Raw genomic sequence first — 24,701 nt, forward strand, 5'->3', positions numbered from 1 at the left:
GCGGGGGCGCGATGACCGACCTTCGGGTGCCGGTGGACGGGGCCGACCCGTCCGTCGAGCAGAACCTCATCGACCAGTTGGAGGGCCCGTACCCGGGTGCCGTGCGGCGGGTGGTGGTGCCGGTCGAGGCCACCGGCGTCGCCGCCGTGGACTGGACGACCCGGCATCCGCTGCTCACCGTGGTGCTGCGCCGCGACCTCGCCGAGGAGACCGTCCGGGTGACGGTCACCCTGGACCCGGGCGGCGCCGACGAGCGGGCGCTGCCACCGGTGGTCTTCGCGCCCTGGTCGGCCAGCGGCGCGTCGGTGCCGGCGCACGTGCCGGACACCGCCGCCGAGCCGCTGGTCGCGCCGTTCACCGTCGCCGTGGCCGTCGAGCGCGCGGTCGACGACGCCACCGCCACGGCGGTCACCGGCGCGGCACTGGCCGAGCTGGTCGAGCTGGCCGTGCTGGAGGGCAACATGGGCCGGCTGCTCTACCTGGTGACACACGAGAAGCACCGACTGCGTCGGACCCTGCGGGAGGTGCACGCGTACCGGACCCTGGCGCACGCCCGACGCGACGCGCTGGACCGGATCGGCGCGGACGTCGGGGTGGCCCGCTTCGTCGACGAGCTGGTGCACGAGCCGGCCAGCGGCGAGGTGTACGCCCGGCGGCTCGCCCCGCCGGCCCGCGAGCCGGACGCGGCGTACGCCCACCGGTTGGGGCTCTACCGGCGCTTCCTGCTGCCCACCCCGGGCGCGGTGCGGCGACTGCTCAACGGCCCCGGCGCGGACGCCGACCCGAACGCGGGGCTCTTCGCCGACCTGCCCGGCGGCGCCCGCTTCACAGTGCGCGAGGACGACGACCGTTTCGCGGTGGCGATCCGGCTGGTCGCCGCCGGTGACCCGCAGCACCGCACCAACTTCCTCGCCCAACTGCGCCGGGACCGCCTCGTCCTGCCCGCGAACACCCCACCGAACAACACCACGCACGCCGGACGCGCGTTGCCGGCCAGCCGGCTCGCCGAGGTCACCGCGCTGCGGGCCAGCCTGCGCCAGTCGTACGCCTTCGACAGCGCGCACGCCGTCGCGCCGCCGCTGGCCACCGCCCTGGACCGGGTGGGGCGGGTCTGCCGGGCGCTCGGCTCGACACTTGTGTGGCAGGTGACCCGGGCCCAGGACGACGCCGGCGGCAGCCGCTACGAGCTGGGTCTCGGTGTGGACGTCAGCTGGCCGACCCCCGCGCAGGCCACCGACCTGCGCAACCGGGTGCTGGACACCGGTCGCGCGATCACCGCCGACCGGACCGCCGAGGCCCTGATCGCCGCCGCCCGCGCCGCCGGTGTGCCCACGGTGGCCGCCGACGGCGAGGTGGCCTGGCTGTGGCGGGTGTGCGGCGTGCAGACCACGCACCGGATCAGCACCACCGGGATGTACCTGTCGCACCTGCCCACCCGTGGGCTGGCGGTGACCGCGCCGAGCACCGCCACGGTCGGCGCCGACGTGGCCGTCGAGGCGCAGTTCCACGCGCCGGGCGACCCGGGCGGCAACGCGCTGCTGCTGGCCGGCCTGGCCGCCGCGGCGACGGCCTGGACGGGCGCGGGGGAGCCGGCGTGGACGCCGCTTACCGACGCGGCGGCCCGGACCCGGTGGGCCGGCGTACCGACCCGGCCGGCCGGGCAGCCGGTCGATGAGGTGCTGGCCGCCGCCGGCCTGCCCGCGGTACGCGACCCGGCGCCCGTGGTGGCCGCGCTGAACCGGCTCCCCGACGAGTTGGTGGAGACCATCGAGCTGCCGGCGGCGCTGGCGTCCGCGCTGATCGCCGGTCAGCCGGTGGCGGCGGACCGGTTGGCCCGGCTGGTCGGTCTGCTGCGCGACCAGCATCTCGCCGCCGCGCTGCCGCTCGTCGACACCGGCAACCGGGTGCTGCTGGTGTGCAGCGTGATCGGGCTGCCCCAGGCCGGGCTCAACCTGGCCGAGCGGCGGGCCACCGGCTTCCGCTGGTACACAGTGGGGCTCGGCGGCGGCACCGCGGACATCAAGGCGGTCGGCGCGCGGACCACGCTGCGGCCCACCCACGCCGGGCTGGTCGCCGTGGTGGCGCTCTCCTACGTGCGGACCGGCCTCACCGACCCGTACGAGTTCCGGGTGGAGCTGCCCGATTCGGTGACGTTGACCCTCGCGCAGTACGAGCGGCTGATGAACGCGTTGATGCGGGTCTGCCCGCTCGGCGTGGAGATCAACACCTTCGGGATCCGGCGGGACCACGTCGACCTCGACGCCGACGGCGACGCCGAACCGCTGCGCCCGGCGGTGGCCCGGACCTTCCGCACCTTCCAACAGCGCCGGCACCGCGGCGTGTACGACCAGCTCTGAGAGGGACATCATCATGGCGAGCGAGATCAACTACGACGGGGTGACCGTCACCGAGTTGTACGAGGCGTTCACCAAACACGGCATCCCGCAGTCGGACGCCAGCGTGCTGGTCTCCTCCTGGATCTACGAGAACGTGGGCACCGCGAAGCGGGTGTTCAACTACGCCGAGCCGTTCTCGGCGGTGGAGCCGGGCTGCGCGCCGCCACCGTTCGCCCGTACCTTCGCGCACAGCGACTGGGTCGACGGCGAGGACGTCGTCCAGGCCGGGCAGACGCCCGGCGAACAGGGCTTCAACGAACGGTTCCACCGCATCGAGCACGACCTCGACCACCTCGGCACCGACCTGGCCAAGGCGTTCTCCTGCATGGCCGCGATGCGGGTGAGCCTGCGCCACCTGCTCGACGAGATCCGCGCCGAGATCAACAGGCTGCACTCCACGGTGCACGAGACCAAGGTCAGCCCCGGCCCGTACCAGCTCGAGCAGATCCCCAACTACATCGGCACGCTGGACTTCGGCAAGTACATGGGCACCACCATGTTCATGGACAAGAAGGTGAGCATCTGGCAGACCAAGGCCGGCACGATCGTGCTGCCCGCCGTGGAGACCCTGGGTGTGGACGTGGTCGCCGGCCCGAAGGTCCGGGGTGCCGCCTACCTGGAGCGGTACGCCGCCGAGAACGGCGACGTCCGGCAGCGCTTCCCGCAGGAGGTGAAGCTGACCGAGTTCATCCGTACCTTCGGCGAGGACGAGCTGGCCGACGGCCGGACCGTCCGCGACGTGCTCAAGGTGCTGCCGGCCGAGACCGCCTACCAGAGTGTGGACGCGATGTTCGCCGAGGTGAGCGAACGGGAGGCGGTGATCGTCCGGACCACCGTCGGCGCCCAGTCGGCGGTCGCCGCGGCGCTCGGCATCGAGTCCGAGTTGGAGAACGTCGCCGACGCCGACATCGCGATGCTCGCCGGAGTGCCGACCAAGGCCCGCGCGGCGCTGACCCGCGCCGGGATCAGCACACTGGGCAAGCTGGCCGACACGCCGCCCGAGCGGGTGCTCGGCATCATGAAGGACGCGGGGGTACGCGCCGAGGTCGGCGATGCCGCCGAGTGGACCGGCTACGCCCGGACGCTGAGCAAGCTGCGCTGAACGGTCGGCGCGGACTCCGGCGAACGGCTGATCCCCGTCGTTCGCCGGGTCGGTGTGACGACACTGCGCTGGCGTGCCGACCATCCACACCCGAGCGTGGACCCCCACACCGGCGATCGGGTGCGAAGGGCGCAGGGATGCCAGTTCACGAGGTGACGCAGGACCTCCGCTCCGGGGTACACGAGGCCGGCGCGGGGCGGACGACCCGGTACACGCTGCGTCTGCTCGGCGGCTTCGGGCTGGAACGCGACGGTCGGTCCGTCCCGGTGCCGCAGGGCGCCCGCCGGCTGCTCGCCTACCTCGGCGTACGTCAGCGATGCGCTCGCTGGGAGGCGGCCGGCACCCTCTGGCCCGGCTCGCACGAGGAGCGGGCCCGCGCCAACCTGCGCACGATGCTCTGGCGGCTGCACCGGGTCACGCCCGAGCCCCTCGTCGAGGAGGACGACCGGCTGGCGCTGGCCGCCGGCGTGACAAGCGACGTCGCCACCCTCGCCGCGGCGTCCGTGGCGCTGCTGGCCGGCGGGGCGCCGGCGGGCGTCGGCGCGGAGGTACCGGCGCTGGCCACGGGCGAACTGCTGCCCGGCTGGTACGACGACTGGGTGCTGACCGAGCGGGAACGGCTGCGCCAGACCCAGCTGTACGCGCTGGAGGCGCTCGCCGAACGGCTCACCGCGCAGGGTCGCTTCAGCGAGGCGGTGCAGGTGGCGTTGACAGCCGTGCAGTTGGAGCCGCTGCGAGAGAGCGCCACCCGCGTGCTGATCGCCGTGCACCTGGCCGAACGCAACATCAACGAGGCGGTACGCCGGCTGGAGCTGTTCCGCGCCGACCTCGGTCGGGAACTGGGCGTCGCCCCGACGCCCTGGCTGGAGCACCTGGTCCGCGCGGGCCTGCACGCACCGGCGTTCGCGCCGGGCGTCGGTGGCGGTGTGCCGGTGTGATCGGCCGGAGGCGGCTCAGCCAGCCCGCTGGGCGGCGTCCCCGGCGCGGGCCAGCTCCTCGGCGTGGTCGCGGGCCTCGGCCCGGGCGCGGGCCAGTTCCTCGGCGTGGTCGCGGGCCCAGGCCCGGGCGTGCTCGACGACGCCGAGCAGCGAACGACCGAGCGCGGTCAGCTCGTACTCGACACCACCGTCGTCGGCGCCGGCGACCGGGCGGCGGCGCACCAGGCCGTCGCGCCCCATCAGGGCCAGGGTCTCGGCGAGCACCTTCGTGCTGATCGGGCGCAGATGGCGGCGCAGGACGCCGAACCGGCGCGGCCCGTCCTGGAGACACAGCATGATCATCGCGGTCCACTTGCCGCCGATCTGGATCGGAAACGTGCTCATCGGGCACGCGGGGTCGAAGGAGGGCAACGGCCCGACCGACTGGGTCACCGATCCAGCGTAGGTGGTCACGTTGCGGTAACCACAGGTGCGAGACCTACCGTCGTGGCCATGTCCACCACGTCACCAGCGCGACGGGTCGCGGTCCTCGGTGCCGGCGGCCGGGTCGGCCGTGCGGTCACGGCCGCGCTGCTCGCGCACGGCCTGCACGTCGACGCCGTGCTCCGCCAACCTCACCGCCACGACCTGCCGCCCCACCCGAGCCTGCGCGTGGTGCCCGGCGACGCCCAGCGCCCCGCGGAGCTGGCGTCGACGCTGCGGGCCGTCGACGCCGTGGTGCTGGCCGTCACGCCGTTCTCCGCCCCGCCGCAGTCGTTCGACGACTTCGACCTCGACTACTTCGCGGCCATCGTCGCCGGGATCGACGCGTCCTGGCCGGCGCCCCGTCGACGCCTCGTGGCGGTGGGGCTGGCCGCCACGCTGACGCTCGACTCCGGCACCGCGTTCATGGACGACCCGACGCTGTTCCCGCCCGCGCTGACGCCGTTCGCCCAGGCGCACGCCCGGCACCTGCCCGCGCTCGCCGCCACGACGCTCGACTGGGCGGTCCTGACCCCGCCGGCCGGGTTCGGGACGCCTGACACGTCGGCGGCGGGACAGGGGTACCGGCTGGTCGCCGAACCCCTCACCCGCGAGCAGGCGACGACCTCGCTGACGTACGACCAGTACGCCCGCGCCGTCGCCGACGAGTTGGTGCGGCCAAGTGTCCACACCGCCCGGGTCGCGGTGCTCTCCGGCGGGTGACGCCGTGGGCAACGCCGCCGGTCAGCGCGAGTGGGCCGGCCGGTCGAGGATGGCGCTGAACCGCTCCTCGGCCAGGTCGAGCTGGCCGAAGATGTGGGTCTTCACCTCCGGCGACAGCGGGGTGTCCGGACGGCCGATCAGATCCCGGAAGAGCGGCACCAGCGGCCGGTACTTCTTGGCCGACGACACGACCTTCGGCCCGATCGTGTGGATCACCCCGACGCCGTTGTCGGTGAAGTCCGACACCTTGATCACCCGCGCCCAGGGTTCCCGGTCCAGGCTGACCGCCAGGTGCTCCCGGTACTGGACGTTGCGGTCGCGCTGCGGGTCGTACTCCGGGTTCGTGACGGCGGCGACCAGGGTGGCCACCCGCGGCCCGAACCGCGCGGCGAGCGCGGCCAGCGCCGCGTCGGTGCCGCCGTCGGCCAGCTCGGCCGGGTGGTCCTCCACCGCGTCGTGCAGCAGGCCGGCGACGATCACGTCGACGTCGCGGACCTGGTAGTGGTGCATCAGGCGGATGGCCACCCGCAGGAGGTGGTTGAGGTACGGCTCGCGGACCCGCCGGTCGTCACGGTGCAGCTCGGCGGCCAGGTCGAGCGCGGCGGTCAGGCGGACGCGTTCGGCGTCGTCGAAGCGCTCGACCTCCAGCCGGAAGCGCTCCAGCAGGCCCGGTTCGCCGTGGATCTCGGTGATCGCGTGCATCGGCATGCTGCCCAGGTGCGGCGGGAAGTCCATGCGTCACTTATAGCCGATCTTCCCCCCGTCGATGGCCCGCTACGTCGCCGACCCGACCGCGCGTCACCGCGGTGATCGACTCCGCCGCCTGATGTCGGGGGGTCCGGAGCGCTCGGACACCGCGATAGCAGGGAAACGGAGTCGATCAACGCGGCCGGGCGGTCAGAGCGGCAGCCGATCGGCGCCGGCGAGCGGGCCCACCAGGAGCGGGACCAGTGGTGCGGGCAGGACCGGGTCGTGACGCAGGGTGGGCACCCAACCCGCGTCGGCACCCAGGTCGGGATCGTGGGTCGCGTTGTACGCCGCCAGCAGGTCCACCGGCCGGGCCGGGCCGCCGCCCTGGCGCACCCACGAGCCCCGCTCGGTGAGCGCCGTGCCGCCCCAGTCGTAGAGCAGATCGGCCGGATCGAGGTCGCCGTCGAGGGCGAAGAAGTCGTTCTGCGCGTAGATCGCCGACTGCACACCGACGCCGAGGGCGTACTGGAAGCCGTCGCCGCCGAGCCGGTACAGGTTGTTGTGCACGTCGACCTGGCCGAAACGCACCCGGGGTAACCGTTGCAGGACGCCGTCGAAGAGATTGTGGTGCAGGGTGACCTTCAGCCGGCCGACGTCCGGGCCGACGGTGTTTGACGAACCGATGAGCATCAGCTTGTCCCGCCCGGTGAAGCGGTTCCAGGAGGCGGTGACACCGCTCGCGGTGTGTGTGACGTCCAGCGATCCGTCGTGCACCTGGTACGGCCGTCCGAAGTAGGTCGGTTGCGCGCTGTCCGGGTTGTCGCCGTCGGTGAACGTGTTGTGGTCGACCCAGACGTGCTCGCTGCGGCGTACGGAGATCTGGTCGTACTGGCTGTTCCAGTTGCCGGCGTCGCCGTCGGTGGGGGACCACGCCGGAAAGCAGTCCCGGGCGTCCACGAAGGTCAGGTTGCGCACGATGACGTTCGACGCCCGGTCGATCATGAGCGTGAGGCCGGTCAGCCGGGCGCCGCGCAGCCCGACGATAGTGGTGTTGGGGCCGACGTTGAGCTGCGTCAGGCGCGTCTGGTTGGCCACCGAGCGCACCCGGGCCTCCTCCAACGGCCCCGCCGGCGGCACCCGACCCCAGACCGCCGGGTCGTACGCGGCCAGGTAGGCGTCCAGCCGGTACGCCGGGTCGGCCAGGTCGGCGCAGCTCAGCGCGGTGCCGTCCGGTCCCTCGAAGCCGTCGATGACGCCGTCGACGTAGATCAGTTTCGCGGTGGCGTCGGTGGCGTTGCTGGCGTTGTCACCACCGAGCGCGGCGACCAGCCCGGCGCGGTCGTGCACCACACGCGTCCGCTCGGGCGCCGCCGCCGAACCGCCTGTGGTGCCGGTGCCCTCGGCCGCCCAGCCGTCCCGCTCGGGCAGCGCCTGCCGACCGAGTTGACGGGCCGACCAGGACAGCCGGTCGGCGGAGACGGAGTCGGAGCGGGAAGCGGGCACCGGTGCGCCGACCAGCAGGAGGGCAAGCGCCATCGCGCCCACGAGGGGTGTACGCATTGATTGGTTCCGTTCGCTGGTGGTGTTTCGGCATCCACCAGGAACGGTAGGTTCACGCTTTTATTCTGGTCAATATCTATTGTTTGCAGGAATGTTGCAGTGGAGGCGGATCCACGACGGGCCGCCGAGGCGGATACCACGTTCGTGGTATGTCGACGGGTCCGGCAGTCCGTACAGTCAGGCGGTATGCGGCGGTGGGTCGTGGAGACGATGGTCGTGGCGGCCGTCGGCGTGCTGACCGCGTACCGGCTCGCGACGACGCCTGTGGCGCTGGGTGACCGAGCGCCGGACATGTGGGCGTACGCTGCCGCCGCCGTGATGGTGCTCGTGCTGCCCGTTCGACGGCGGTGGCCGGTCGGCGTGCTGATCCTCGTGGGCGGGCTCTACCTGGCCTACCACATCCACCACTACCCGGGTGGCGCTCCGGCGGTGCCCGCGTGGGTCGCGCTGTACTCCGTCGGTGCGGCGTCGCGGCAACGCGTGGGTCTCGTCGTCGCGGCGCTCTTCGTGCTCCTGGATGTCCAGGGGCGGGTGGCGGTGGCCGGCGCGCGGCCGTTCGACGCGTCGCTGGACAGCTCGACAGTCGTGTTCGTGGCGGCGTTGCTGCTCGGCGAGGTGGTGCGCGGGCGCCGGACCCAGCTGGCGTTGCTGGCCGCCGACCAGAGCCGGGCCGCCGAGCAGCGGGTCGTCGAGGAGCGTATCCGCATCGCCCGGGAGCTCCACGACGTCACGGCGCACACCTTGGCCGTGGTGTCGGTGCAGGCGGGTGTCGCCGCCGACGTGCTGGACGAGGATCCCGACCAGGCCCGAACCGCGCTGCGCGAGGTACGCCGGGCCAGCCGCGAGGCGATGGTGGAGTTACGCGCGGCGGTGGGCGTGCTGCGCGACGGCACCCCGGCGGCCGGGCCGGAGCCGCCGACGCCCACGCTCGATCGGCTGCCCGCGCTTGCCGAGTCGACAGGTGCGGTCGTGACCTGCGATGGCGAGCCGCGCGCGTTGCCGCGGGCGGTGGAGACCACCGCGTACCGCATCGTTCAGGAGGCAGTGACGAACGCGCTGCGGCACGCCGGTGCGGCCCAGATCGAGGTGCGCGTCGGATACCGTCCCGACGGCCTGTGCGTGACGGTCCGCGACAACGGGCGGGGTGGCGTTCCGGTGGCCGGCAACGGGCTGCGGGGCATGGCCGAGCGCGCCGGCGGGCTGGGCGGGTGGCTTCGAGCGGGGCCGGCCGACGGCGGAGGCTTCGAGGTGCGGGGGTGGCTGCCGGTATGACGGTTCGAGTCCTGCTGGCCGACGACCAGACCCTCGTCCGAGCGGGCTTCCGGGTCCTGCTGGAGCGGGCGCCGGACATCGAGGTTGTCGCGGAGGCAACCGACGGGGAGGAGGCGATCGCTCTCACCCGGGCGCACCGGCCGGATGTCGTGTTGATGGACATCCGGATGCCGGGCACGGACGGATTGACGGCCACCCGGCGGATCCTCGCCGACGCCAGGCTGCCCAACGTACGTGTTGTGGTGCTGACCACCTTCGAGTTGGACGAGTACGTCTTCGCGGCGCTGCAGGCCGGCGCGAGCGGGTTCCTGCTCAAGGATCTGGAGCCGGACGAACTGCGCCGGGCGGTACGCGTGGTCGCCGCCGGTGACGCGCTGCTGGCGCCCGCCGTGACGAGACGGCTCATCGCCGCCTTCGCCAGCGGTCCAGAAGTGCCGGGCCTGGACAGCCTGACCTCCCGGGAGCGGGAGGTGGTCGGTCTCGTCGCCGACGGCCTGTCGACAGCGGAGGTGGCGGGCCGGCTGGGGATGAGCCCGGCCACGGCGAAGACCCACACCAACCGGGCGATGACGAAACTCGGGGCTCGCGATCGGGCACAACTGGTCGTTTTCGCGTACCGCAGCGGGCTTGTCGGCCTACCGCGACGGCGTTAGGCCGACGCCCACCGATGGCAGATCCGGTACGGGGACGCCGCTCGTAGCGTTCCAGTCATGTTTCTCATTCTTGGTCCGGCGTTGAATCTGCTCGCCGGCTTCTTCTGGCAGAACGACACTCAAGGCGTCACCGCCGGCACGATCATCGTGTTGTCGAACGCGTGCTGGCTCATCGGGCTGATCGGGTTGTTCGAACGGCTGCGGCCCACCACGCCGACGTACGTCGCGATCGGGTTGCCGGTAACGGTGTTCGGCGCGATCGGTGGGGTGGCTTACGGCGTACAGAGTATTCACGAGGGACTGTTCGCCGTCTCCCACGCCGATGCGGTCGAACGACTCGGCGAGCATCCGTTCGCCGCGTACGCGGTGTACTGGACGTGCGGACCGCTGTTTCCCCTCAGCCTGTTCGTCCTGGGCCTCGTGCTGGCCAAGGTGCGCGTGGCGCCACTACCGGTCGGCATCATGGTCAGCCTGGGCGCTGTCGTGTTCCCGCTGAGCCGCATCACCCGGGAGGCGTCCATCGCGCACCTGGCGGACCTGTTCCTGCTGTTGCCGTTCCTCTATCTGGGGCTGCGGTCGCTGTCGCGGTCCCGTGTCGTACGAGGCCCCCAGCGTGACGGCGCGGATGCCGGAACGCGACCGGCAGGGCGGTGACGACGCCGGCCACCAGCAGGATCCTCGCCGCGGTGAACACCACCGCGTCGCCTGTGGAGTGCGGCGGGAAGATGTCCCGCGTGAGCCAGCCGATGCCCAGCCCCAATCCCAGGCAGATGTGCATCGCCGCCCGCAGACGCGGTAAGTGCTGCGGGCGGCCGAGGATCCGGGGCACCGAATTGCCGCCACGGCTTCTGGCGAGCAACACCGCGGCGAGGGCCAGGTTGGCGACGGCGGCCGCCGCCGCAAGGACCAGGCCCACGGAATCCATACGGCCACACGCTAGGGCACGCACGCCCGCGCGGGGATCGGCCGATCGTCCCGCCTCGATCAGGTGATGAAAAGTGGGCCCCAGAACCGTTTCCGACCTACTTTTCATCACCTGATCTTCCTGCTCGCCGCACCCGCCTGGGGATGGGCCGTCAGCTGGGCCCGGTACGGCGGGGTGGCCCACGGCACGCCCCACTCGCTCGGCAGGGCGCCCTGCTCGGCGGAGCGGCGCAGCACGTCGACCACGCCGCGCAGGTGGCGGGCACGCTGTCCTGCGTCGTCCACCACGTCGACCAGGTCGCCGTCGAGCAGCCGTGGCTCCGGTGCGGCCCGCAGCGCGTCCAGCAGGGCCGTGAATGGCGCGGTCCGGGCCAGCGGGGCGATCAGCGGCACCCCGGCCGGGTCGGCCCGATGGGCGAGGAGGTTCTCCAGCAGGCCCCGTCGACCGGGGATCCGACGGGTCACCACGTCGCCGGGCAGGCGCAACCGGTCCGTCGGATATTCCAGCACCGCCTGTCCCGTCGTGCCGGTCACCACCACCTCGCCCGCCACGAACTCCTCGGCGACGAGGGTGACCGCCGCCAGCACCGGTGGGCCGGCCCGGAACCGGACCCGCAGCACCGCCGTGTCCTCCACCTCGATCGGCCGCACCCGGTAGCGCTCCACCTCGATGGCGGCCGGCCACGGTGGGGCCCCGCCCAGCGCCTCGGCGACGGCCAGGCACTGCATCACGGCGTGCGCGAGCGGGTTGACAAGCGCACCGTCCAGCACGGGACGGCCGTCCAGGAACCGACGACCGGCCCACGGGGAGCGGGCGTAGTAGGCGTCCGGTCGCTGCCAGGCCGCGACTGTCGCGATGCGGGTGACCGCGCCGAGCCGGCCGGCGGCAAGCGCGTCGGTGAGCGCGGTCAGCGCCGCCGAACCGAGCGCCTGGAAACCGATCTGGGCCACCCGGCCGGTCGCCGCCAGCGCGTCGGTCAGCTCCTCGTGCTCGGCCAGCGACAGTACCGGCGGCTTCTCCAGCAGCAGGTCCGCGCCGGCCGCGAGCGCGTCGCGGGCGATCGGCAGATGCGTGTGCGGCGGGGTGCAGATCACCACCACCTCCGGTCGGGTGGCGGCGAGCATCGCCCGATGGTCGGTGAACACCTCGACCCCCGGCGGGATCGGCGCCTCTGGTTCGTCGCGCACCGGTTGGACGTCGACAAGGGCGACCAGCCGCAGCCGGCGCTCGGCGTGCAGCGGCGCGATCAGCCGCCGGTGCGAGCGGCCGTGCCCGTTCGCCCCAATCACCGCCACCGTGGTCGGCGGCACAGTGGTCGGCGGCACCGACCCGTTCACGAGACGTCGGCAGGCGTCGCCCGGCTCACCGGAGCGCCGGACAGCGCCGACGGAACGCCGGCCGGCGCGGCACCGCTCACCGGGCACCGGCCAGGGTCGCCTCGACGCCGTGTCGTCCGAGCGCGGTCAGCCAGGTGATGACGTCGGCGCGTACCTCGTCGTCGTCGGCGACCTCGGCCGGGATGACCTCGCGCAGCGCGAAGACGGCGTCCACCGCGCCGGCCGGGCTCTGCGCGCCGGCGTCCAGGGCGGCCCGGATAGGGCCGGCGAGCGGGTCCTGCAACGGCAACGGTGAGCCGTCGTCGGCGTACCCCAGCGCGAAGCGCAACCAGGACGCCACGACGAGCGCGCCCCAGCGCGCGGACCGGCCGGCCGCGCGCAGGTCGGCGATGGTGTGCAGGATGCGCTGCGGCAACTTCTGTGAGCCGTCCACCGCGACCTGGAGGGTGCGGTGCCGGATCGCCGGGTTGGCGAACCGGGCGAGGACCTGCTCGCCGTAGTCGACCACGCGTACCCCGTCGGGCGGCGTGAAGCTGGCCGCGACGTCCTCGGCGATCAGTCGGCGCAGCACGTCGGTCAGGTGCGGGATCTCCAGGGCGTCGGCGATGGTCTCCCGGCCGGCCAACGCGCCGAGGTACGCCACGGCCGAGTGCACGCCGTTGAGGCTGCGCAGCTTCAACCGCTCCCACGGCCCGGCGTCGTCGGTGAGCACCGCACCGGCGTGCTCCCAGCCCGGCCGGCCGCCGGGGAAGTCGTCCTCGATCACCCACTGCGCGTAGGGCTCCGCGGCGACCGCCGCCAGGTCGGTCACGCCGAGCGCCCGGCGGGCCGCGTCGATGGTCTCCGGGGTGCTGGCCGGCACGATCCGGTCCACCATGGTGCCGGGGCAGGTCACGTTGGCGACCACCCAGTCGACGAGCCCGGCGGGCACCCCGGCTGCCCGCTCGACCGTTTGGTCGACCAGACCGCGCAGCCGCCGGCCGTTGGCCGGCAGGTTGTCGCAGCTCACCAGCGCCAGCGGCCCGGCGTCGGCGGCGGCGCGGGCGGCCAGCCCGCGCAGCAGCAGCCCCGGCACCGTCGTCGGCGCCCGACCGCCGACGAGGTCCGCGACGAGCGCGGCGTCCGGGGACAGTCGGCCGGTCACCGGGTCGAGTTGGTACGCCTTCTCGGTGACGGTCAGCGTCACCACGCGTACCGCCGGGTCGGCGAGCAACGCGACCACGGCGTCCGGGTCGCTGGGCGCGTGTCGTACGCCGCTCAGCGCCCCCACCACCCGGGTGGTGCTGCCGGTGGCGGACAGGGTGCTGACGCTGAACAGGTTGTCCTGCGCGGCGAGCGCCTCGACCACCGCGGTGCTGCGCGGGGCGACGGCCACGATGCCCCAGTCGCCGCCGGCCGCGCCGACCGCCGCCTCGGTGTAGACGGCCTGGTGCGCGCGGTGGAAGGCGCCCAACCCCAGGTGTACGACGCCGACCGGCACCGTGCCCGGACGGACGAGTGGACGGGACTCGACGGGCAGGTGGCGCAGCACGCCCAGGCCGAGGCGGGAGGCGCCGACGGTCACTGCCATGCCGGACCGTCCGGGAAGCGGAACTCGGCGATCGACGCCGGTTTCATCGTGGCGCTGTAGCCGGGCCGGTCGGGCAGCAGGTATCGGCCGCCGCTGGTGCGGACCGGGTCGACGAAGTGTTCGTGCAGGTGGTCGACGTACTCGATCATTCGCCCGTCCAGGCTGGTGCCCACCCGCAGGTAGTCGAAGATCGCCAGGTGCTGGACGTACTCGCAGAGGCCCACGCCGCCGGCGTGCGGGCAGACCGGCACCCCGAACTTCGCCGCCAGCAGCAGCTCGGCCAGGACCTCGTTGACGCCGCCGACCCGGCACGCGTCGATCTGCATCACGCCTATCGCCTCGGCCTGGAGCAGCTGCTTGAAGATCACCCGGTTGGCGGCGACCTCGCCGGTGGCCACCCGGCACCGACCGCCTGTCAACTCGTCGACGGCGCGGGCGATCCGCGCGTGGCCGAGGATGTCGTCGGCGTGGGTCGGCTCCTCGATCCAGTAGGGGTCCACCTCCGCGAGGGCGGTCATCGCGGTGATCGCCTCGTCGACGTCCCACACCTGGTTGGCGTCCATCATCAGCAGCGCGTCCGGGCCGATCTCGGAGCGGATGATGCGCGCCCGGCGCACGTCGTCGGCGAGTGGACCGCCGACCTTCATCTTCATGGCCCGCCATCCGTCGTCGTACGCCCGGCGGGTCAGCGCCCGCACCTTGTCGTCGGGGTAGCCGAGCCAGCCGACCGAGGTGGTGTACGAGGGGAAGCCGTCGCGATCGAGCGTCGCCAACCGGTCGATGAGGCCGTCGCGTCCCTTGTCGAGGATCGCCGCCGCGTCGTCCGGTGTGAGCGCGTCGGTGATGTGGTGGAAGTCGACGCTGGCGACGAGCTCGTCGGTGGGCAGCTCGGCGAGGAACCGCCACATCGGTTTGCCGGCCATCCGGGCCCGCAGGTCCCACACGGCGTTGACAAGCGCGCCGGTCGCCATGTGGATGACGCCCTTCTCCGGGCCCAGCCAGCGCAACTGCACGTCGGCGCTGAGCGAACGCCAGAACGTCACCGGCTCGGCCGCGATGTCCTCGACGGTGCGACCTCGCACGTGGTGGGCAAGCGCCCGCACCGCCGCGCAGGTGATCTCGTTGCCCCGGCCGTTGGTGAACGTGAACCCGGCGCCGGTCGACCCGGCGTCGGTGCCCAGCTCGACGTACGTCGCCGAGTAGTCGCCGCGGTTGATCGCGTCGGAGCCGTCGCCCCGCGCGGCGGTCGGGAACCGCACGTCGTGTACCTCGACGGAGGTGATGGTGACACTCACTGAGCCTGCCTCTCGTTCGCGACCGCGGGGCTCCGCTGCGCTGCGCTCCTGGCGCTCACCTGTCGTCGCCGCCGAAGTTGAAGACCCGCTTCGGCAGCCGGTACGCCAGGTCCACGATGGTCTCGGCCGCCTCGTCCAGCGGCAGCCGGTGCTCGGCGACCAGCCGGGCCAGGAAGCCGGCGTCGACCCGGCGGGCCACGTCGTGGCGTACCGGGATGGAGCAGAACGCCCGGGTGTCGTCGACGAACCCGGTGGTGTTGTAGAAGCCGGCGCTCTCGGTGACCGTCTCCCGGAACCGGCGCAGCACCTCGGGGGAGTCCAGGAACCACCAGGGCGCACCGAGCAGCAGCGCCGCGTAGCCACCCGCGAGAGGCGCCAACTCACGGGTGAACGTGTCCTCGTCGAGGGTGTAGAGCACCACCCGCAGGCGGGGATCGTTGCCGTGGCGCTCCAACAGCGGGGCGAGCGCGTGCACGTACTCGGTCGCCTGCGGGACGTCGCCGCCCACGTCGCGGCCGTGCCGGGCGTACAGCCAGCGGTTGTGGTTGCGCACCGCTCCGGGGTGCAGCTGGAGGACCAGACCGTCGTTGAGCGACATCCGGGCGAACTCCATAAGCATGTGCGCCCGGAACGCCTCCGCGTCGGCCGCGTCGGCCTCGCCGCGCAGGCCCCTGTCGTACAGCCGGGCCGCCTCGGCCGGGGTCAGGTCCAGGGTGCGGGCCGTGGGGTGGCCGTGGTCCGACGAGGTCGCCCCGGCGGCGATGAACGCGGCCCGCCGGGCCCGCAGGGCGGCCAGATAGCCGGTGTACGTGCCGGTGTCCTCGTCGGCCAGCGCGCCGAGGCGTGCCACGTTGGACGACCAGCTCTCGTGCTCCATGTCCACCACGTCGTCCGGGCGGAACGTGGTGACTACCCGGCCGCCCGGTCCGCCCCACCCGTCGGCGGCGAGCTTGGCGTGCTGCGCGAGGTCGTCCAGCGGCGACTCGGTGGTCGCGAGGACCTCGATGTTGAACCGTTCGAACAGCGCCCGGGGCCGGAAGTCCGGCTCGGCGAGGCGGGCCGCGATCTCGTCGTAGAGGGCGTCGGCGGTGGTCGGGCGAAGCGGGGTGTGCACCCCGAACACGGTGCGGAAGGTCTGCTCCAGCCAGAGCCGCGAGGGGGTGCCCCGGAACAGGTGCCAGTGCGCGGCGAAGCGCCGCCAGATCACCCGACCGTCGGTCTCCACCGGGCTGCCGTCGCGGGTCGGCACGCCCAGGTCCGACGGGGGTACGCCCTGACTGAGCAGCATCCGGGTCAGGTAGTGGTCGGGCACGATGAGCAGTTGCGCCGGGTCGGGGAAGGGCCTGTCCTCGGCGAGCAGGGCCGGGTCGACGTGCCCGTGCGGCGAGATGATCGGCTGCCGCGCCGCGTGGGCGTACAGCTCCCGGGCGAGCGCGCGTTGGCCCGGCTCGGAGGGCAGGAGCAGGTCGGTGTGGTCGGACGTCGACACGGGGCGGGGGCTCCTCGTCTCCTGGATCAGCGGGGGGTGAGCAGGTCGGCGACCCGGACGGGTTGCCCGGTCTCGAAGGACCGGTTGGCGGCCAGGCCGGTGAGTAGGGCCAGAGCGCCGTCGTCGGCCGTCGCGGCACGGTCCAACGGATCGGGCTCGCCGCCGAGGAGCACCCGGGTCATCCGGGCGTCCGCGCCGCCGTGCCCGTGTCGGGTACGACCCTCGACCGGGATCTGCCGGGGCGGTTCCCAGAACGGGCGCACGGTGAGCGTCGCGCCGCCACCCTCGGCCGCCGCCTCGACACCGTGCAGCGCCGCGCCCTTGACCGCGCCGGCGGTGCCCCGGTCGACGAAGTCGTTCTCGGTCACCTCCAGCTCCAACCGCCCCCGACTGCCGTTGACCATCACCCGGTAACCCTCCCAGGGGGCGTACGCGGTGAGGTGGTAGCTCATCGTCGCGCCGGTGGAGTAGCGGGCGAGCACCGCCATGTCGTCCTCGATGCTGACGCCGGGTGCGAACACGTTGCGGTCGCGCTGGTAGCCGTCCTCGGCCTCGGCGTCGAGGTAGAGCTCACGCAGCCTCGGGTGCGCGTCGAGGCGCAGCGCGAACGGGTCGTCGACGGCGGCGGGAGAGCCGTACGCCCGTTCGTAGTCGCGGGCGTAGCCGTGTCGGCGTCCGGCCTCGCCGTAGAAGAACAGGCGTCCGGCGGCGTACACCTCGACCGGGGTGGCCCCCAGCCACCAGTTGACCAGGTCAAAGTGGTGGCTGGCCTTGTGCACCATGAGCCCGCCGGAGGTGGCCTTGTCGCGGTGCCAGCGGCGGAAGTAGTCGGCGCCGTGCCGCACGTCGAGCAGCCACTCGAAGTGCACCGAGCCGATCTCGCCGACCGCGCCGTCGGCGAGCAGGCGGCGGACCTGCTCGTGCAGCGGGTTGTAGCGGTAGTTGAAGGCGACTGTCACCCGGCCGCCGGTCTCGGTCACCGCGTCCAGGATGCGCCGGCAGCGCGCGGCGTCCACTGTCATCGGCTTCTCGGTGACCACGTCCCGGCCGGCGCGCAACGCGGCCACCACGTACTCGTCGTGGGTGACGTCCACGCTGGTGACCAGCACGACGTCGACGCGTTCGGAGTCGAGCATGGCCCCGAACTCACCGGCCGGGTAGGTGGCCACCGGGCGGTGGCCCAGCTCGGCGAGCCAACGGTTGTGCGCGTCCATCCGGGCCTGGTTGACGTCGGCGAAGGCGACCAGCTCGCTGGTGTCGGCGTGGTCGAGCACCAGGGCCCGGACGAACATCTCCGCCCGTGCGCCGGTGCCCACGACGGCGTACCGGACTCGGCCGTCGGATCTCGGTGACATGCGATCGCCCCCAGGTGATCCCTGCAAAGGTTTGCAGTGAAGTAATCACGATCAATGCGACGACGTCAACGACGACGGCGCAATCGGCGAGAAATGTCAGCGTTTGCGGCATGGATGGTCACCACGAGGAGCGCCGACGCAACAGAGGCGCAACCATTGACCGTTGACACTGGAGCAACCGTTTGCATTAATTGGCGGCACCCACGTGACCGTCGCCACATCGGACGAAGGGCCCGCCGTGCCAGTCACCATCCGGGACGTCGCCCGCGCCTCCGGGGTGCACATCTCCACCGTGTCCCGCACGTTCTCGGCCCCGCACCTGGTCAACCCGGAGACGCGGGTCCGGGTGCTGGCCTGCGCGGAGGACCTGGGCTACCGCCCGAACCGCGCGGCCCGGGCCCTGATCACCGGGCGGACGCACAACATCGGGCTGATCATCGCCGACATCGCAAATCCGTTCTTCCCGCCGCTGATCAAGGCGGCGGAGAGCCAGGCCCGCCACCGCGACTACCACGTCTTCGTGGCCGACACCAATGAGGACCCGACCGCCGAGGAGGAGCTGGTCCACGCGCTCGCCAAGCAGGTCGACGGGGTGTTGCTGTGCAGCCCGCGGATGAGCAACAGCCTGATCGAGCAACTCAGCCGGGAGGTGCCCCTGGTGGTGGTGAACCGCCAGGTGACAGGCCTGCCCTGCGTCCTGATGGACGTCGGGCAGGGCGCTCGGGCGGCGATCGAGCACCTGATCGGTCTCGGTCACCGTGGCATCGCGTTGCTCGGCGGTCCGCGCAGCTCGTGGACCAACCGGGAGATGCGCCGCGCCGCCGCCACGGCCGCCCGCGGCGGCGGCGCGGAGCTGACAGTGCTCGGCCCCAACGCGCCCACCGAGACCGGCGGCTTCGCCGTGGCCGAGCAGGTGCGGCGCAGTGGCGTGTCGGCAGTGCTCGCCTACAACGATCTGATGGCGATCGGCCTCATCGCGGGGCTGGACGCGCTCGGGGTCCGGGTGCCGCAGGAGGTGAGTGTCGTCGGGGTCGACGACATCGCCCTGAGCCGGCTCACCCGCCCCAAACTGACGACGGTGGCCACACCCACCGGGGCCGCCGGCCGGACGGCCGTCGACATGCTGCTGCAACAGGACATCGAGTCACCGCGCGGCGCGCGGAGCCCCGGTGCCGGCACGGCGCGCGGCGTCCGTCGTACCACCGCACAGGTAATGCTGCAGACCGACCTGGTCATCCGCGACTCGACCGGTCCGGGCCCACACGCCCGACCGGCACGTCCCCTGACCGCCTCGCGTGGCCCGGCCTGCCCTGCGGGCCCGGGCGTCCCGACCGTGGCCACCGGTGACGCCGTCGCCTCCTAATGCCGAGGAGTGAGCGCACATGCACCCCGCAACGCCCCCCACCACCGACACGCCCGCCGGGCTTCGGCACGGTACCGTCCTGCCCCGGCGGCGACTCCTGCGTGGCCTGCTCGCCGCGACAGTCGCCGCACCGCTGATGCTCGGCGCCGCGGCCTGCGGAGACGACGACGGCGCCGCCGACCCGAGCGCCGCGGTCAAGCTCTCCATCTTCTGGTGGGGCGGCGACGCCAGGGCCAAGCTGACCGAGGACGCCCTGGCCCTCTACACCGCCAAGCACCCGAACGTGACCTTCGAGACGACCTGGCAGGCCAACCAGGGCTACTTCGACAAGCTGGCCACTCTCACCGCCGGCGGCAACCCGCCGGACCTGTTCCAGATCGACGACAACTACCTGGCGGAGTACGCGGCCCGCAGCACCACGCTCGACCTGACCCCCTACCAGAAGTCCGCCAAGCTGGACACCTCGAAGTTTCCCGAGAGCCTCTGGCAGTACGGCGTGGTCGACGGCAAGCTCGCCGGCCTGGCCGCCGGGGAGAACACCCAGGGACTGGTCTACAACAAGACACTGCTGATCAAGAACAACCTGCCCGAGCCCACCACCGGGATGACGTGGGAGCAGCACATCGCCTGGGCCGAGCAGGTCACCGCCGCGACCAGGATGCCCGGCACGCAGGACCCGAGCGCCGACTACAAGGCGCTCTGGGTGTGGCTGCGCCAGCAGGGCAAGGACCTCTACAAGGGCAAGGAACTCGGTTTCACCATCCAGGACGTGACCGGGTGGTTCGAGCTGTGGACGGACGCCCGGAGGCGCAAGGCCACCCCGACCCCGGACGTCATCCACGAGGGCAACTCCAGCGACGTCACCAAGCAGCTGGTGGTCACCGGTAAGGCGGCCACCTCCTGGGTCTGGGCCAACCAGATGCCGGACCTGAAGAAGAACACGAAGGACGAGCTGGGCGTGATCGCCTACCCAGGTGATCCGAGCGCGCAGTGGGCCCGGGCCTCGATGTACTGGTCGGTGTTCAAGGGCAGCAAGAACAAGGACGTCGCGGTCGACGTGATCAACTTCTTGAACAACGACCCGGCGGCCGTCAAGCTGCTCGGCACCGACCGCGGCCTGCCGTCCAACCTGGACCTGCGCCGCCTGGTCAGCGACGGCACCACCGACCCGGCCATGAAGCAGTCCATCGCCGTCGAGGCGGAGCTGACCCAGAAGTTCGGCCCGTCGCCGCAGGTGCCGATCAAGGGGCACAGCAAGGTCAAGTCGGAACTGATCAAGGCTGCCGAGAACGTCCAGTACGGCCGGGCCACTCCCGTCGAGGCCGCCGGCCAGTTCATCGAGGCGTGCAAGTCCGCCATCGCCTGACCGCCGCACCAGGCGAGGAGAGGAGCTGTTCGTGGCGTTGACCACGGCGCCCGACCCGACCCGACGCGGCCCCGGATCCGGCCGGGCCCACCCCGCGAGGCGTGGGCCCGGCACCATCCGGCACCGCGAAGGTCTGGCGGGGTACGTCTTCCTGTCGCCGTGGCTCATCGGCCTGATGGGTGTCACGGCGGTCCCCATGCTGCTGTCGCTCTATCTGAGCTTCACCAACTACGACATCCTCACCCCGTTCTCCGAGGTGGAGTGGGTGGGGCTGGCCAACTACGAGCGGATGTTCACCGCCGACCCGTCGTACTGGCACGCCGTGCGGGTCACACTCACCTTCGCGCTGATCGCCGTACCGCTGAAGCTGGCCGCCGCGCTCGGCGTGGCGCTGCTGCTCAACCGCGCCTGGCGCGGGGTGGGGCTGTTCCGCGGGCTGTTCTACCTGCCGTCGCTGCTCGGTGGCAGCGTCGCGCTGGCCATCGTCTGGGTCAGCATGTTCAACCGCGACGGCGCGTTCAACTCGCTGCTGAGCCTCGTCGGCATCGAGGGCAAGCCCTGGGTCAACGACCCGGACTGGGCCCTGGAGACGCTCATGGTGCTGGCCGTCTGGCAGTTCGGCGCACCGATGGTGATCTTCCTGGCCGGGCTCAAGCAGGTGCCCACCGAGCTGTACGAGGCAGCCTCGGTCGACGGGGCCGGCCGGTTCCGGCAGTTCCGCAACGTCACCCTGCCGATGCTCTCCCCGGTCATCTTCTTCAACCTGGTGCTGGAGACGATCAACGGCTTCCAGGGATTCACCGCCGCGTTCGTGCTCAGCAACGGCACCGGCGGCCCGGTCGACTCCACCCTGATGTACACGCTGAACCTCTACATCACCGGCTTCACCGAACTCCAGATGGGCTACGCGTCGGCGATGGCCTGGGTGTTCCTGCTCGCCATCGCGGTCATCACCGCGATCCTCTTCAGCACCGGGCGTTTCTGGGTGCACTACTCCGACGGGGAGGACCGGTGATGGTGACGGCGACCCCGACGCCTGTCGGCCGGCGACGTCCGACCGGGCGGCCCCTGCTGCGGCTGGTCATCCTGGTGGTGGTCGTCGCCGTGGTGCTCTACCCGCTGATCTGGATGGTCGGCACCTCGATGAAGTCGCAGGAGGAGATCGTCAACAACATCGGGCTGCTGCCCGAGCGGTTCACACCCGGCAACTACACCGCCGGATGGTCCAACTTCGACGTCAGCTTCGGCCGGTTCTTCGTCAACAGCGCCCTGGTCAGCCTGCTCACCGTCATCGGCAACGGGCTGTCCTGCCTGCTGGCCGCGTACGCCTTCGCCCGCCTGCGGTTCCGGCTGCGCGGCATGTGGTTCGCCGTGATGATCGGCACGCTGCTGCTGCCCCAGCACGTGCTGATCGTGCCGCAGTACATCCTGTTCCGCACACTCGGACTGGTCGGCGGCGACTGGCCGTACCTGCCGCTGATCATCCCGCAGTTCCTGGCCACCGAGGCGTTCTTCGTCTTCCTCATGGTGCAGTTCATGCGGGGCGTCCCGCGCGAGTTGGACGAGGCGGCCCGGATCGACGGCGCCGGCCCATACGGCATCTTCCGGCACATCATCCTGCCGCTGAGCCGCCCCGCGCTTGTCACCACCGCGATCTTCTCGTTCATCTGGACCTGGAACGACTTCTTCCGCCAGTTGGTATTCCTGTCCCAACTGGAGGACTACACGGTGCCTGTCGCGCTCACCCTGTTCATCGACTCGACGAGCCAGAGCGCGGTAGGGCCGATGTTCGCCATGTCGGTGCTGTCGCTGCTGCCCGTCTTCCTGTTCTTCGTCGCGTTCCAGCGGATGCTCGTCGAGGGGATCAACACCAGTGGCATCAAGGGCTGAACCGGCACCAGGGGCTGAACCCCTCGACACCGGCGGGCGGCGGGACTGGCGCGACGTCGCCCGCGACGCCGCCGACCTCGCGCTGCTGGGCATCCTGTTGACCCTCGCCGCGGCGCCGGTGCTCACCGCCGCCGCGGCGGCCGGCGTGGCCAGCGCGGCCGTGCACGACTGGACGCGTACCGGCAGTTGGCCCTCGGCGCGGGCCACCGCGCGCCGGTTCGGCCGCGCGGTGCTGCCCGGCGTGCCGGTCAGCCTGCTGGCGTTCGCCGTGGCGGTGCTGCTCGCCGCCGACCTGGCGGCGCTGGCCGCCGGGCGGGTGCCGGGCGGCCTCCCGGCCCTCGCGGTGACCGCGCTTGTCGCGACCGGTCTGGCCGGGTACGCCGGGCTGGTCGTCGTCGAGGTGGGCGGCTACGGGGGCGGGCGGTGGCGGGTCGCGGCCCGGTCCGCCGCCCGCGCCTGCCTCGACGCTCCGCTCCGCTGGGCCGCCCTCAGCGGGGTGGCCACGCTGGCCGGGCTGCTCGCCGTCCTGGTCACCCCGGTCGCCGTGCCGATCCTCGCCGGCTACACGGTGGCCGCCCTGCACGCCGTCGCCGGCCCCCGGCCGGTCTCCGCGTGGCCGGAGCTGCCGTGAGCGCCGACCGGGGCCCGGCCGCCACCGGCCGGGACGCGGCGGCGTCTGCCGATCCCGCGCAGGTCGCCGCGCCCACCGAGGAGCCGGCGCGGTTGCTGGTCGGCGGCACGGAGGTGGCCCGGTACGTGGTGGACCCGGCGCTGGACCCGCGGCACGGTCCCCGGCCTTACCTGCACCCGGTACGCACCCTGGGCGGCACGGTGGTCACCGACGCGCTGCCCGCCGACCACGTCTGGCACCTCGGCGCGTCCCTCGCGGTGCAGGACGTCGACGGCGTCAACCTCTGGGGCGGACGCACCTACGTGCGCGACGTCGGCTACACGTGGCGCGACGACCATGGCGTCATCGCGCACACCGGCTGGTCCGAGCGGGCCGCCGACCGGTTGGCGCACCTGTTGCAGTGGCGGGATCGACACGGGTCGGTGCTGCTCACGGAGCAGCGGCGGCTCGCCGCCTCGGCGGTCGCGTCGGACGTCTGGCGGCTCGATGTGGACTCCGCGCTGACCGCCCCACCCGACCGGGAGGTGCGCCTGGGCAGCCCGGCCACCAATGGCCGCCCCGGCGGGGCCGGTTACGGCGGGTTCTTCTGGCGGGCGCTCGCCGACGGCGAGCCGACGGTGTTCACTGCCGACGTCGCCGGGGAGGGGGCGGTCAACGGCAGTGCGGCGCCCTGGCTCGCGCTGACCGGCGTCGGACCGGGCGGCGGGGCGTACACCCTGGTCTTTGATGGTCTGGGGCCCGGCGACAGGTGGTTCGTGCGGACCGCGATGTACCCGGGGGTGTGTGTGGCGTTCGCGTTCGACGTCCCGGCGGTGGTGCCGGCCGGTGCGACCCGGCAGGGCCGGTACCGGGTGTGGGTTGCAGACGGCCACGTGGACCGAGATCGCTGCGCGGCCCTCGTCAGCGGGGTAGGGCGGCCGTCACCCGGACGGACTTGACTATTGCGGGGATGGAGCCGATCAGCAGGACCAGGCCCCAGATGATGGCCACGATGGCGAAGACGAGCGCGCCCACGTCGTCGAGGATGCTCACCACGATGACCGGGACGAGCCGGTGCAGGAACTCCAGCACGACGGTGCAGAGCAGCGTGGTGAGCGCCAGCAGCACGAGGCCCTTGTTCTGCAGAAAGCGTGGTTGGGCGAGGAGCAGCAGCACCACCCAGACCAGCTTCAGCAGCAGCGCCAGCCCCAGCAGCAGGCTCGCCTCGCCCACCGGGAAGAAGCCCCACAACGCCAGGTACGCCAGGGTGCCGAACGGCACCGCCAGGAACAGCGACACCATGATGGTCAGCTCCACGAAGGCGATGATCAGCAGCACGAGCGAGCCCAGGATGAGCAGGATCGAGAAGATCAGCGTCGCCACGCCCTGGATCCGGCCCTGCACCCGCTCGGGCACGACCAGGCTCAGGCAGAACAGGCCCGTGGTCCAGAGCGCCACCACGTCGATGAGCGCCAGGTAGCTCGTACCCCGTCCGGACGGCTCGCTGATCCCGCCGCCGTCCACCTCGACGCCGAGGTCGGCCGCGTTGGCCAGGAGGGCACCGGTGGCATCCCCGCCCCCGGTGAGCAGCGACGAGCCGACCTCGATGAGGACCACAAGCGTGACCGCGACAAGCGCGAGCAGCAGGAAGGGCTTGCGCAGGTCACCCATGTCGGGTCTCCTCGCGGTCGTCTGGGGAGGCGGG

At 72.4% G+C, this 24,701-nt stretch carries 22 protein-coding genes; 13 read left to right on the top strand and 9 right to left on the bottom strand.

From position 1 onward, the window contains the following. The first annotated feature begins 11 nt into the window (after positions 1 to 11). The 3 genes from ACGFIE_RS07060 (at position 12) to ACGFIE_RS07070 (ending at position 4,436) form a co-directional block, all read left to right on the top strand. Positions 12 to 2,357, top strand: coding sequence for a hypothetical protein (locus tag ACGFIE_RS07060; RefSeq protein WP_393291927.1), 2,346 nt, complete (start codon positions 12 to 14; stop codon positions 2,355 to 2,357). A gap of 13 nt (positions 2,358 to 2,370) precedes the next feature. Further along, a complete protein-coding gene (locus ACGFIE_RS07065) occupies positions 2,371 to 3,498 on the top strand; it encodes a hypothetical protein (protein WP_393291930.1) in 1,128 nt (375 codons plus the stop codon). A 137-nt stretch (positions 3,499 to 3,635) separates the two neighbouring features. Continuing rightward, a complete protein-coding gene (locus tag ACGFIE_RS07070) occupies positions 3,636 to 4,436 on the top strand; it encodes a BTAD domain-containing putative transcriptional regulator (protein ID WP_393291932.1) in 801 nt (266 codons plus the stop codon). Between the two features lie 15 nt (positions 4,437 to 4,451). On the opposite strand, the gene ACGFIE_RS07075 is transcribed toward ACGFIE_RS07070, so the two are convergent. After that, on the bottom strand, positions 4,452 to 4,868 hold the full coding sequence (locus ACGFIE_RS07075; protein ID WP_393291934.1) for a winged helix-turn-helix transcriptional regulator: 417 nt from the start codon (positions 4,866 to 4,868) through the stop codon (positions 4,452 to 4,454). A 60-nt stretch (positions 4,869 to 4,928) separates the two neighbouring features. Here ACGFIE_RS07075 and ACGFIE_RS07080 point away from each other — a divergent pair, with 60 nt between their 5' ends. Beyond that, positions 4,929 to 5,621 (top strand): NAD(P)-dependent oxidoreductase, encoded by a 693-nt coding sequence (locus ACGFIE_RS07080; RefSeq protein ID WP_393291935.1) that lies wholly within the window; start codon positions 4,929 to 4,931, stop codon positions 5,619 to 5,621. 21 nt (positions 5,622 to 5,642) lie between these two features. Here ACGFIE_RS07080 and ACGFIE_RS07085 read toward each other — a convergent pair whose 3' ends face one another. Both ACGFIE_RS07085 and ACGFIE_RS07090 read right to left on the bottom strand, forming a co-directional pair. Continuing rightward, positions 5,643 to 6,356, bottom strand: coding sequence for an HD domain-containing protein (locus tag ACGFIE_RS07085; RefSeq protein ID WP_393291938.1), 714 nt, complete (start codon positions 6,354 to 6,356; stop codon positions 5,643 to 5,645). A 162-nt stretch (positions 6,357 to 6,518) separates the two neighbouring features. After that, complete coding sequence (locus tag ACGFIE_RS07090) at positions 6,519 to 7,871, bottom strand: polysaccharide lyase family 1 protein (RefSeq protein WP_393291940.1); 1,353 nt, start codon at positions 7,869 to 7,871, stop codon at positions 6,519 to 6,521. A 186-nt stretch (positions 7,872 to 8,057) separates the two neighbouring features. On the opposite strand from ACGFIE_RS07090, the gene ACGFIE_RS07095 reads away from it, so the two are divergent. The 3 genes from ACGFIE_RS07095 to ACGFIE_RS07105 are packed head-to-tail and all read left to right on the top strand — an operon-like array spanning position 8,058 to position 10,450. After that, positions 8,058 to 9,143, top strand: a complete 1,086-nt coding sequence (locus ACGFIE_RS07095; protein WP_393291942.1) for a sensor histidine kinase — start codon at positions 8,058 to 8,060, stop codon at positions 9,141 to 9,143. Next, a complete protein-coding gene (locus tag ACGFIE_RS07100; protein ID WP_393291944.1) occupies positions 9,140 to 9,796 on the top strand; it encodes a response regulator in 657 nt (218 codons plus the stop codon). The genes ACGFIE_RS07095 and ACGFIE_RS07100 overlap by 4 nt, the downstream gene beginning before the upstream one ends. Positions 9,797 to 9,853: 57 nt before the next feature. Further along, positions 9,854 to 10,450, top strand: a complete 597-nt coding sequence (locus ACGFIE_RS07105) for a hypothetical protein (RefSeq protein ID WP_393291946.1) — start codon at positions 9,854 to 9,856, stop codon at positions 10,448 to 10,450. Between the two features lie 378 nt (positions 10,451 to 10,828). On the opposite strand, the gene ACGFIE_RS07110 is transcribed toward ACGFIE_RS07105, so the two are convergent. From ACGFIE_RS07110 to ACGFIE_RS07130, 5 genes are all read right to left on the bottom strand, one after another. Continuing rightward, positions 10,829 to 12,046 carry a Gfo/Idh/MocA family protein gene (locus ACGFIE_RS07110; protein ID WP_393291947.1) on the bottom strand — a complete coding sequence of 406 codons (1,218 nt, stop codon included), beginning with the start codon at positions 12,044 to 12,046 and terminating at the stop codon, positions 10,829 to 10,831. 88 nt (positions 12,047 to 12,134) lie between these two features. Beyond that, positions 12,135 to 13,628, bottom strand: coding sequence for a mannitol dehydrogenase family protein (locus ACGFIE_RS07115; protein ID WP_393291949.1), 1,494 nt, complete (start codon positions 13,626 to 13,628; stop codon positions 12,135 to 12,137). Further along, positions 13,619 to 14,923 (bottom strand): enolase C-terminal domain-like protein, encoded by a 1,305-nt coding sequence (locus tag ACGFIE_RS07120; protein ID WP_393291951.1) that lies wholly within the window; start codon positions 14,921 to 14,923, stop codon positions 13,619 to 13,621. Before ACGFIE_RS07120 ends, ACGFIE_RS07115 begins: the two co-directional genes overlap by 10 nt. A 55-nt stretch (positions 14,924 to 14,978) precedes the next feature. After that, positions 14,979 to 16,412, bottom strand: coding sequence for a glucuronate isomerase (uxaC, locus tag ACGFIE_RS07125; protein ID WP_393291953.1), 1,434 nt, complete (start codon positions 16,410 to 16,412; stop codon positions 14,979 to 14,981). Positions 16,413 to 16,438: 26 nt separating this feature from the next. Further along, a complete protein-coding gene (locus ACGFIE_RS07130) occupies positions 16,439 to 17,767 on the bottom strand; it encodes a Gfo/Idh/MocA family protein (RefSeq protein ID WP_393291955.1) in 1,329 nt (442 codons plus the stop codon). A 238-nt stretch (positions 17,768 to 18,005) separates the two neighbouring features. Here ACGFIE_RS07130 and ACGFIE_RS07135 point away from each other — a divergent pair, with 238 nt between their 5' ends. The 6 genes from ACGFIE_RS07135 to ACGFIE_RS07160 are packed head-to-tail and all read left to right on the top strand — an operon-like array spanning position 18,006 to position 23,955. Next, a complete protein-coding gene (locus ACGFIE_RS07135) occupies positions 18,006 to 19,130 on the top strand; it encodes a LacI family DNA-binding transcriptional regulator (RefSeq protein WP_363681550.1) in 1,125 nt (374 codons plus the stop codon). A gap of 19 nt (positions 19,131 to 19,149) precedes the next feature. Beyond that, positions 19,150 to 20,496, top strand: coding sequence for an ABC transporter substrate-binding protein (locus ACGFIE_RS07140; RefSeq protein ID WP_393291957.1), 1,347 nt, complete (start codon positions 19,150 to 19,152; stop codon positions 20,494 to 20,496). A 31-nt stretch (positions 20,497 to 20,527) separates the two neighbouring features. Continuing rightward, entirely contained in the window at positions 20,528 to 21,511 is a 984-nt protein-coding gene (locus ACGFIE_RS07145; RefSeq protein WP_393291959.1) for a carbohydrate ABC transporter permease, read from the top strand. Further along, complete coding sequence (locus tag ACGFIE_RS07150; RefSeq protein ID WP_363681544.1) at positions 21,511 to 22,386, top strand: carbohydrate ABC transporter permease; 876 nt, start codon at positions 21,511 to 21,513, stop codon at positions 22,384 to 22,386. The genes ACGFIE_RS07145 and ACGFIE_RS07150 overlap by 1 nt, the downstream gene beginning before the upstream one ends. Continuing rightward, positions 22,370 to 23,017: a hypothetical protein gene (locus tag ACGFIE_RS07155; RefSeq protein WP_393291961.1), complete on the top strand. Its 648-nt coding sequence runs from the start codon at positions 22,370 to 22,372 to the stop codon at positions 23,015 to 23,017. The genes ACGFIE_RS07150 and ACGFIE_RS07155 overlap by 17 nt, the downstream gene beginning before the upstream one ends. Continuing rightward, positions 23,014 to 23,955 carry a PmoA family protein gene (locus tag ACGFIE_RS07160; protein WP_393291962.1) on the top strand — a complete coding sequence of 314 codons (942 nt, stop codon included), beginning with the start codon at positions 23,014 to 23,016 and terminating at the stop codon, positions 23,953 to 23,955. The genes ACGFIE_RS07155 and ACGFIE_RS07160 overlap by 4 nt, the downstream gene beginning before the upstream one ends. On the opposite strand, the gene ACGFIE_RS07165 is transcribed toward ACGFIE_RS07160, so the two are convergent. Beyond that, positions 23,918 to 24,667, bottom strand: coding sequence for a hypothetical protein (locus tag ACGFIE_RS07165; RefSeq protein WP_393291964.1), 750 nt, complete (start codon positions 24,665 to 24,667; stop codon positions 23,918 to 23,920). The genes ACGFIE_RS07160 and ACGFIE_RS07165 overlap by 38 nt on opposite strands. Positions 24,668 to 24,701: the final 34 nt, after the last annotated feature.

It is taken from the genome of Micromonospora sp. NPDC049275 (assembly GCF_043197115.1).
GTDB lineage: Bacteria > Actinomycetota > Actinomycetes > Mycobacteriales > Micromonosporaceae > Micromonospora.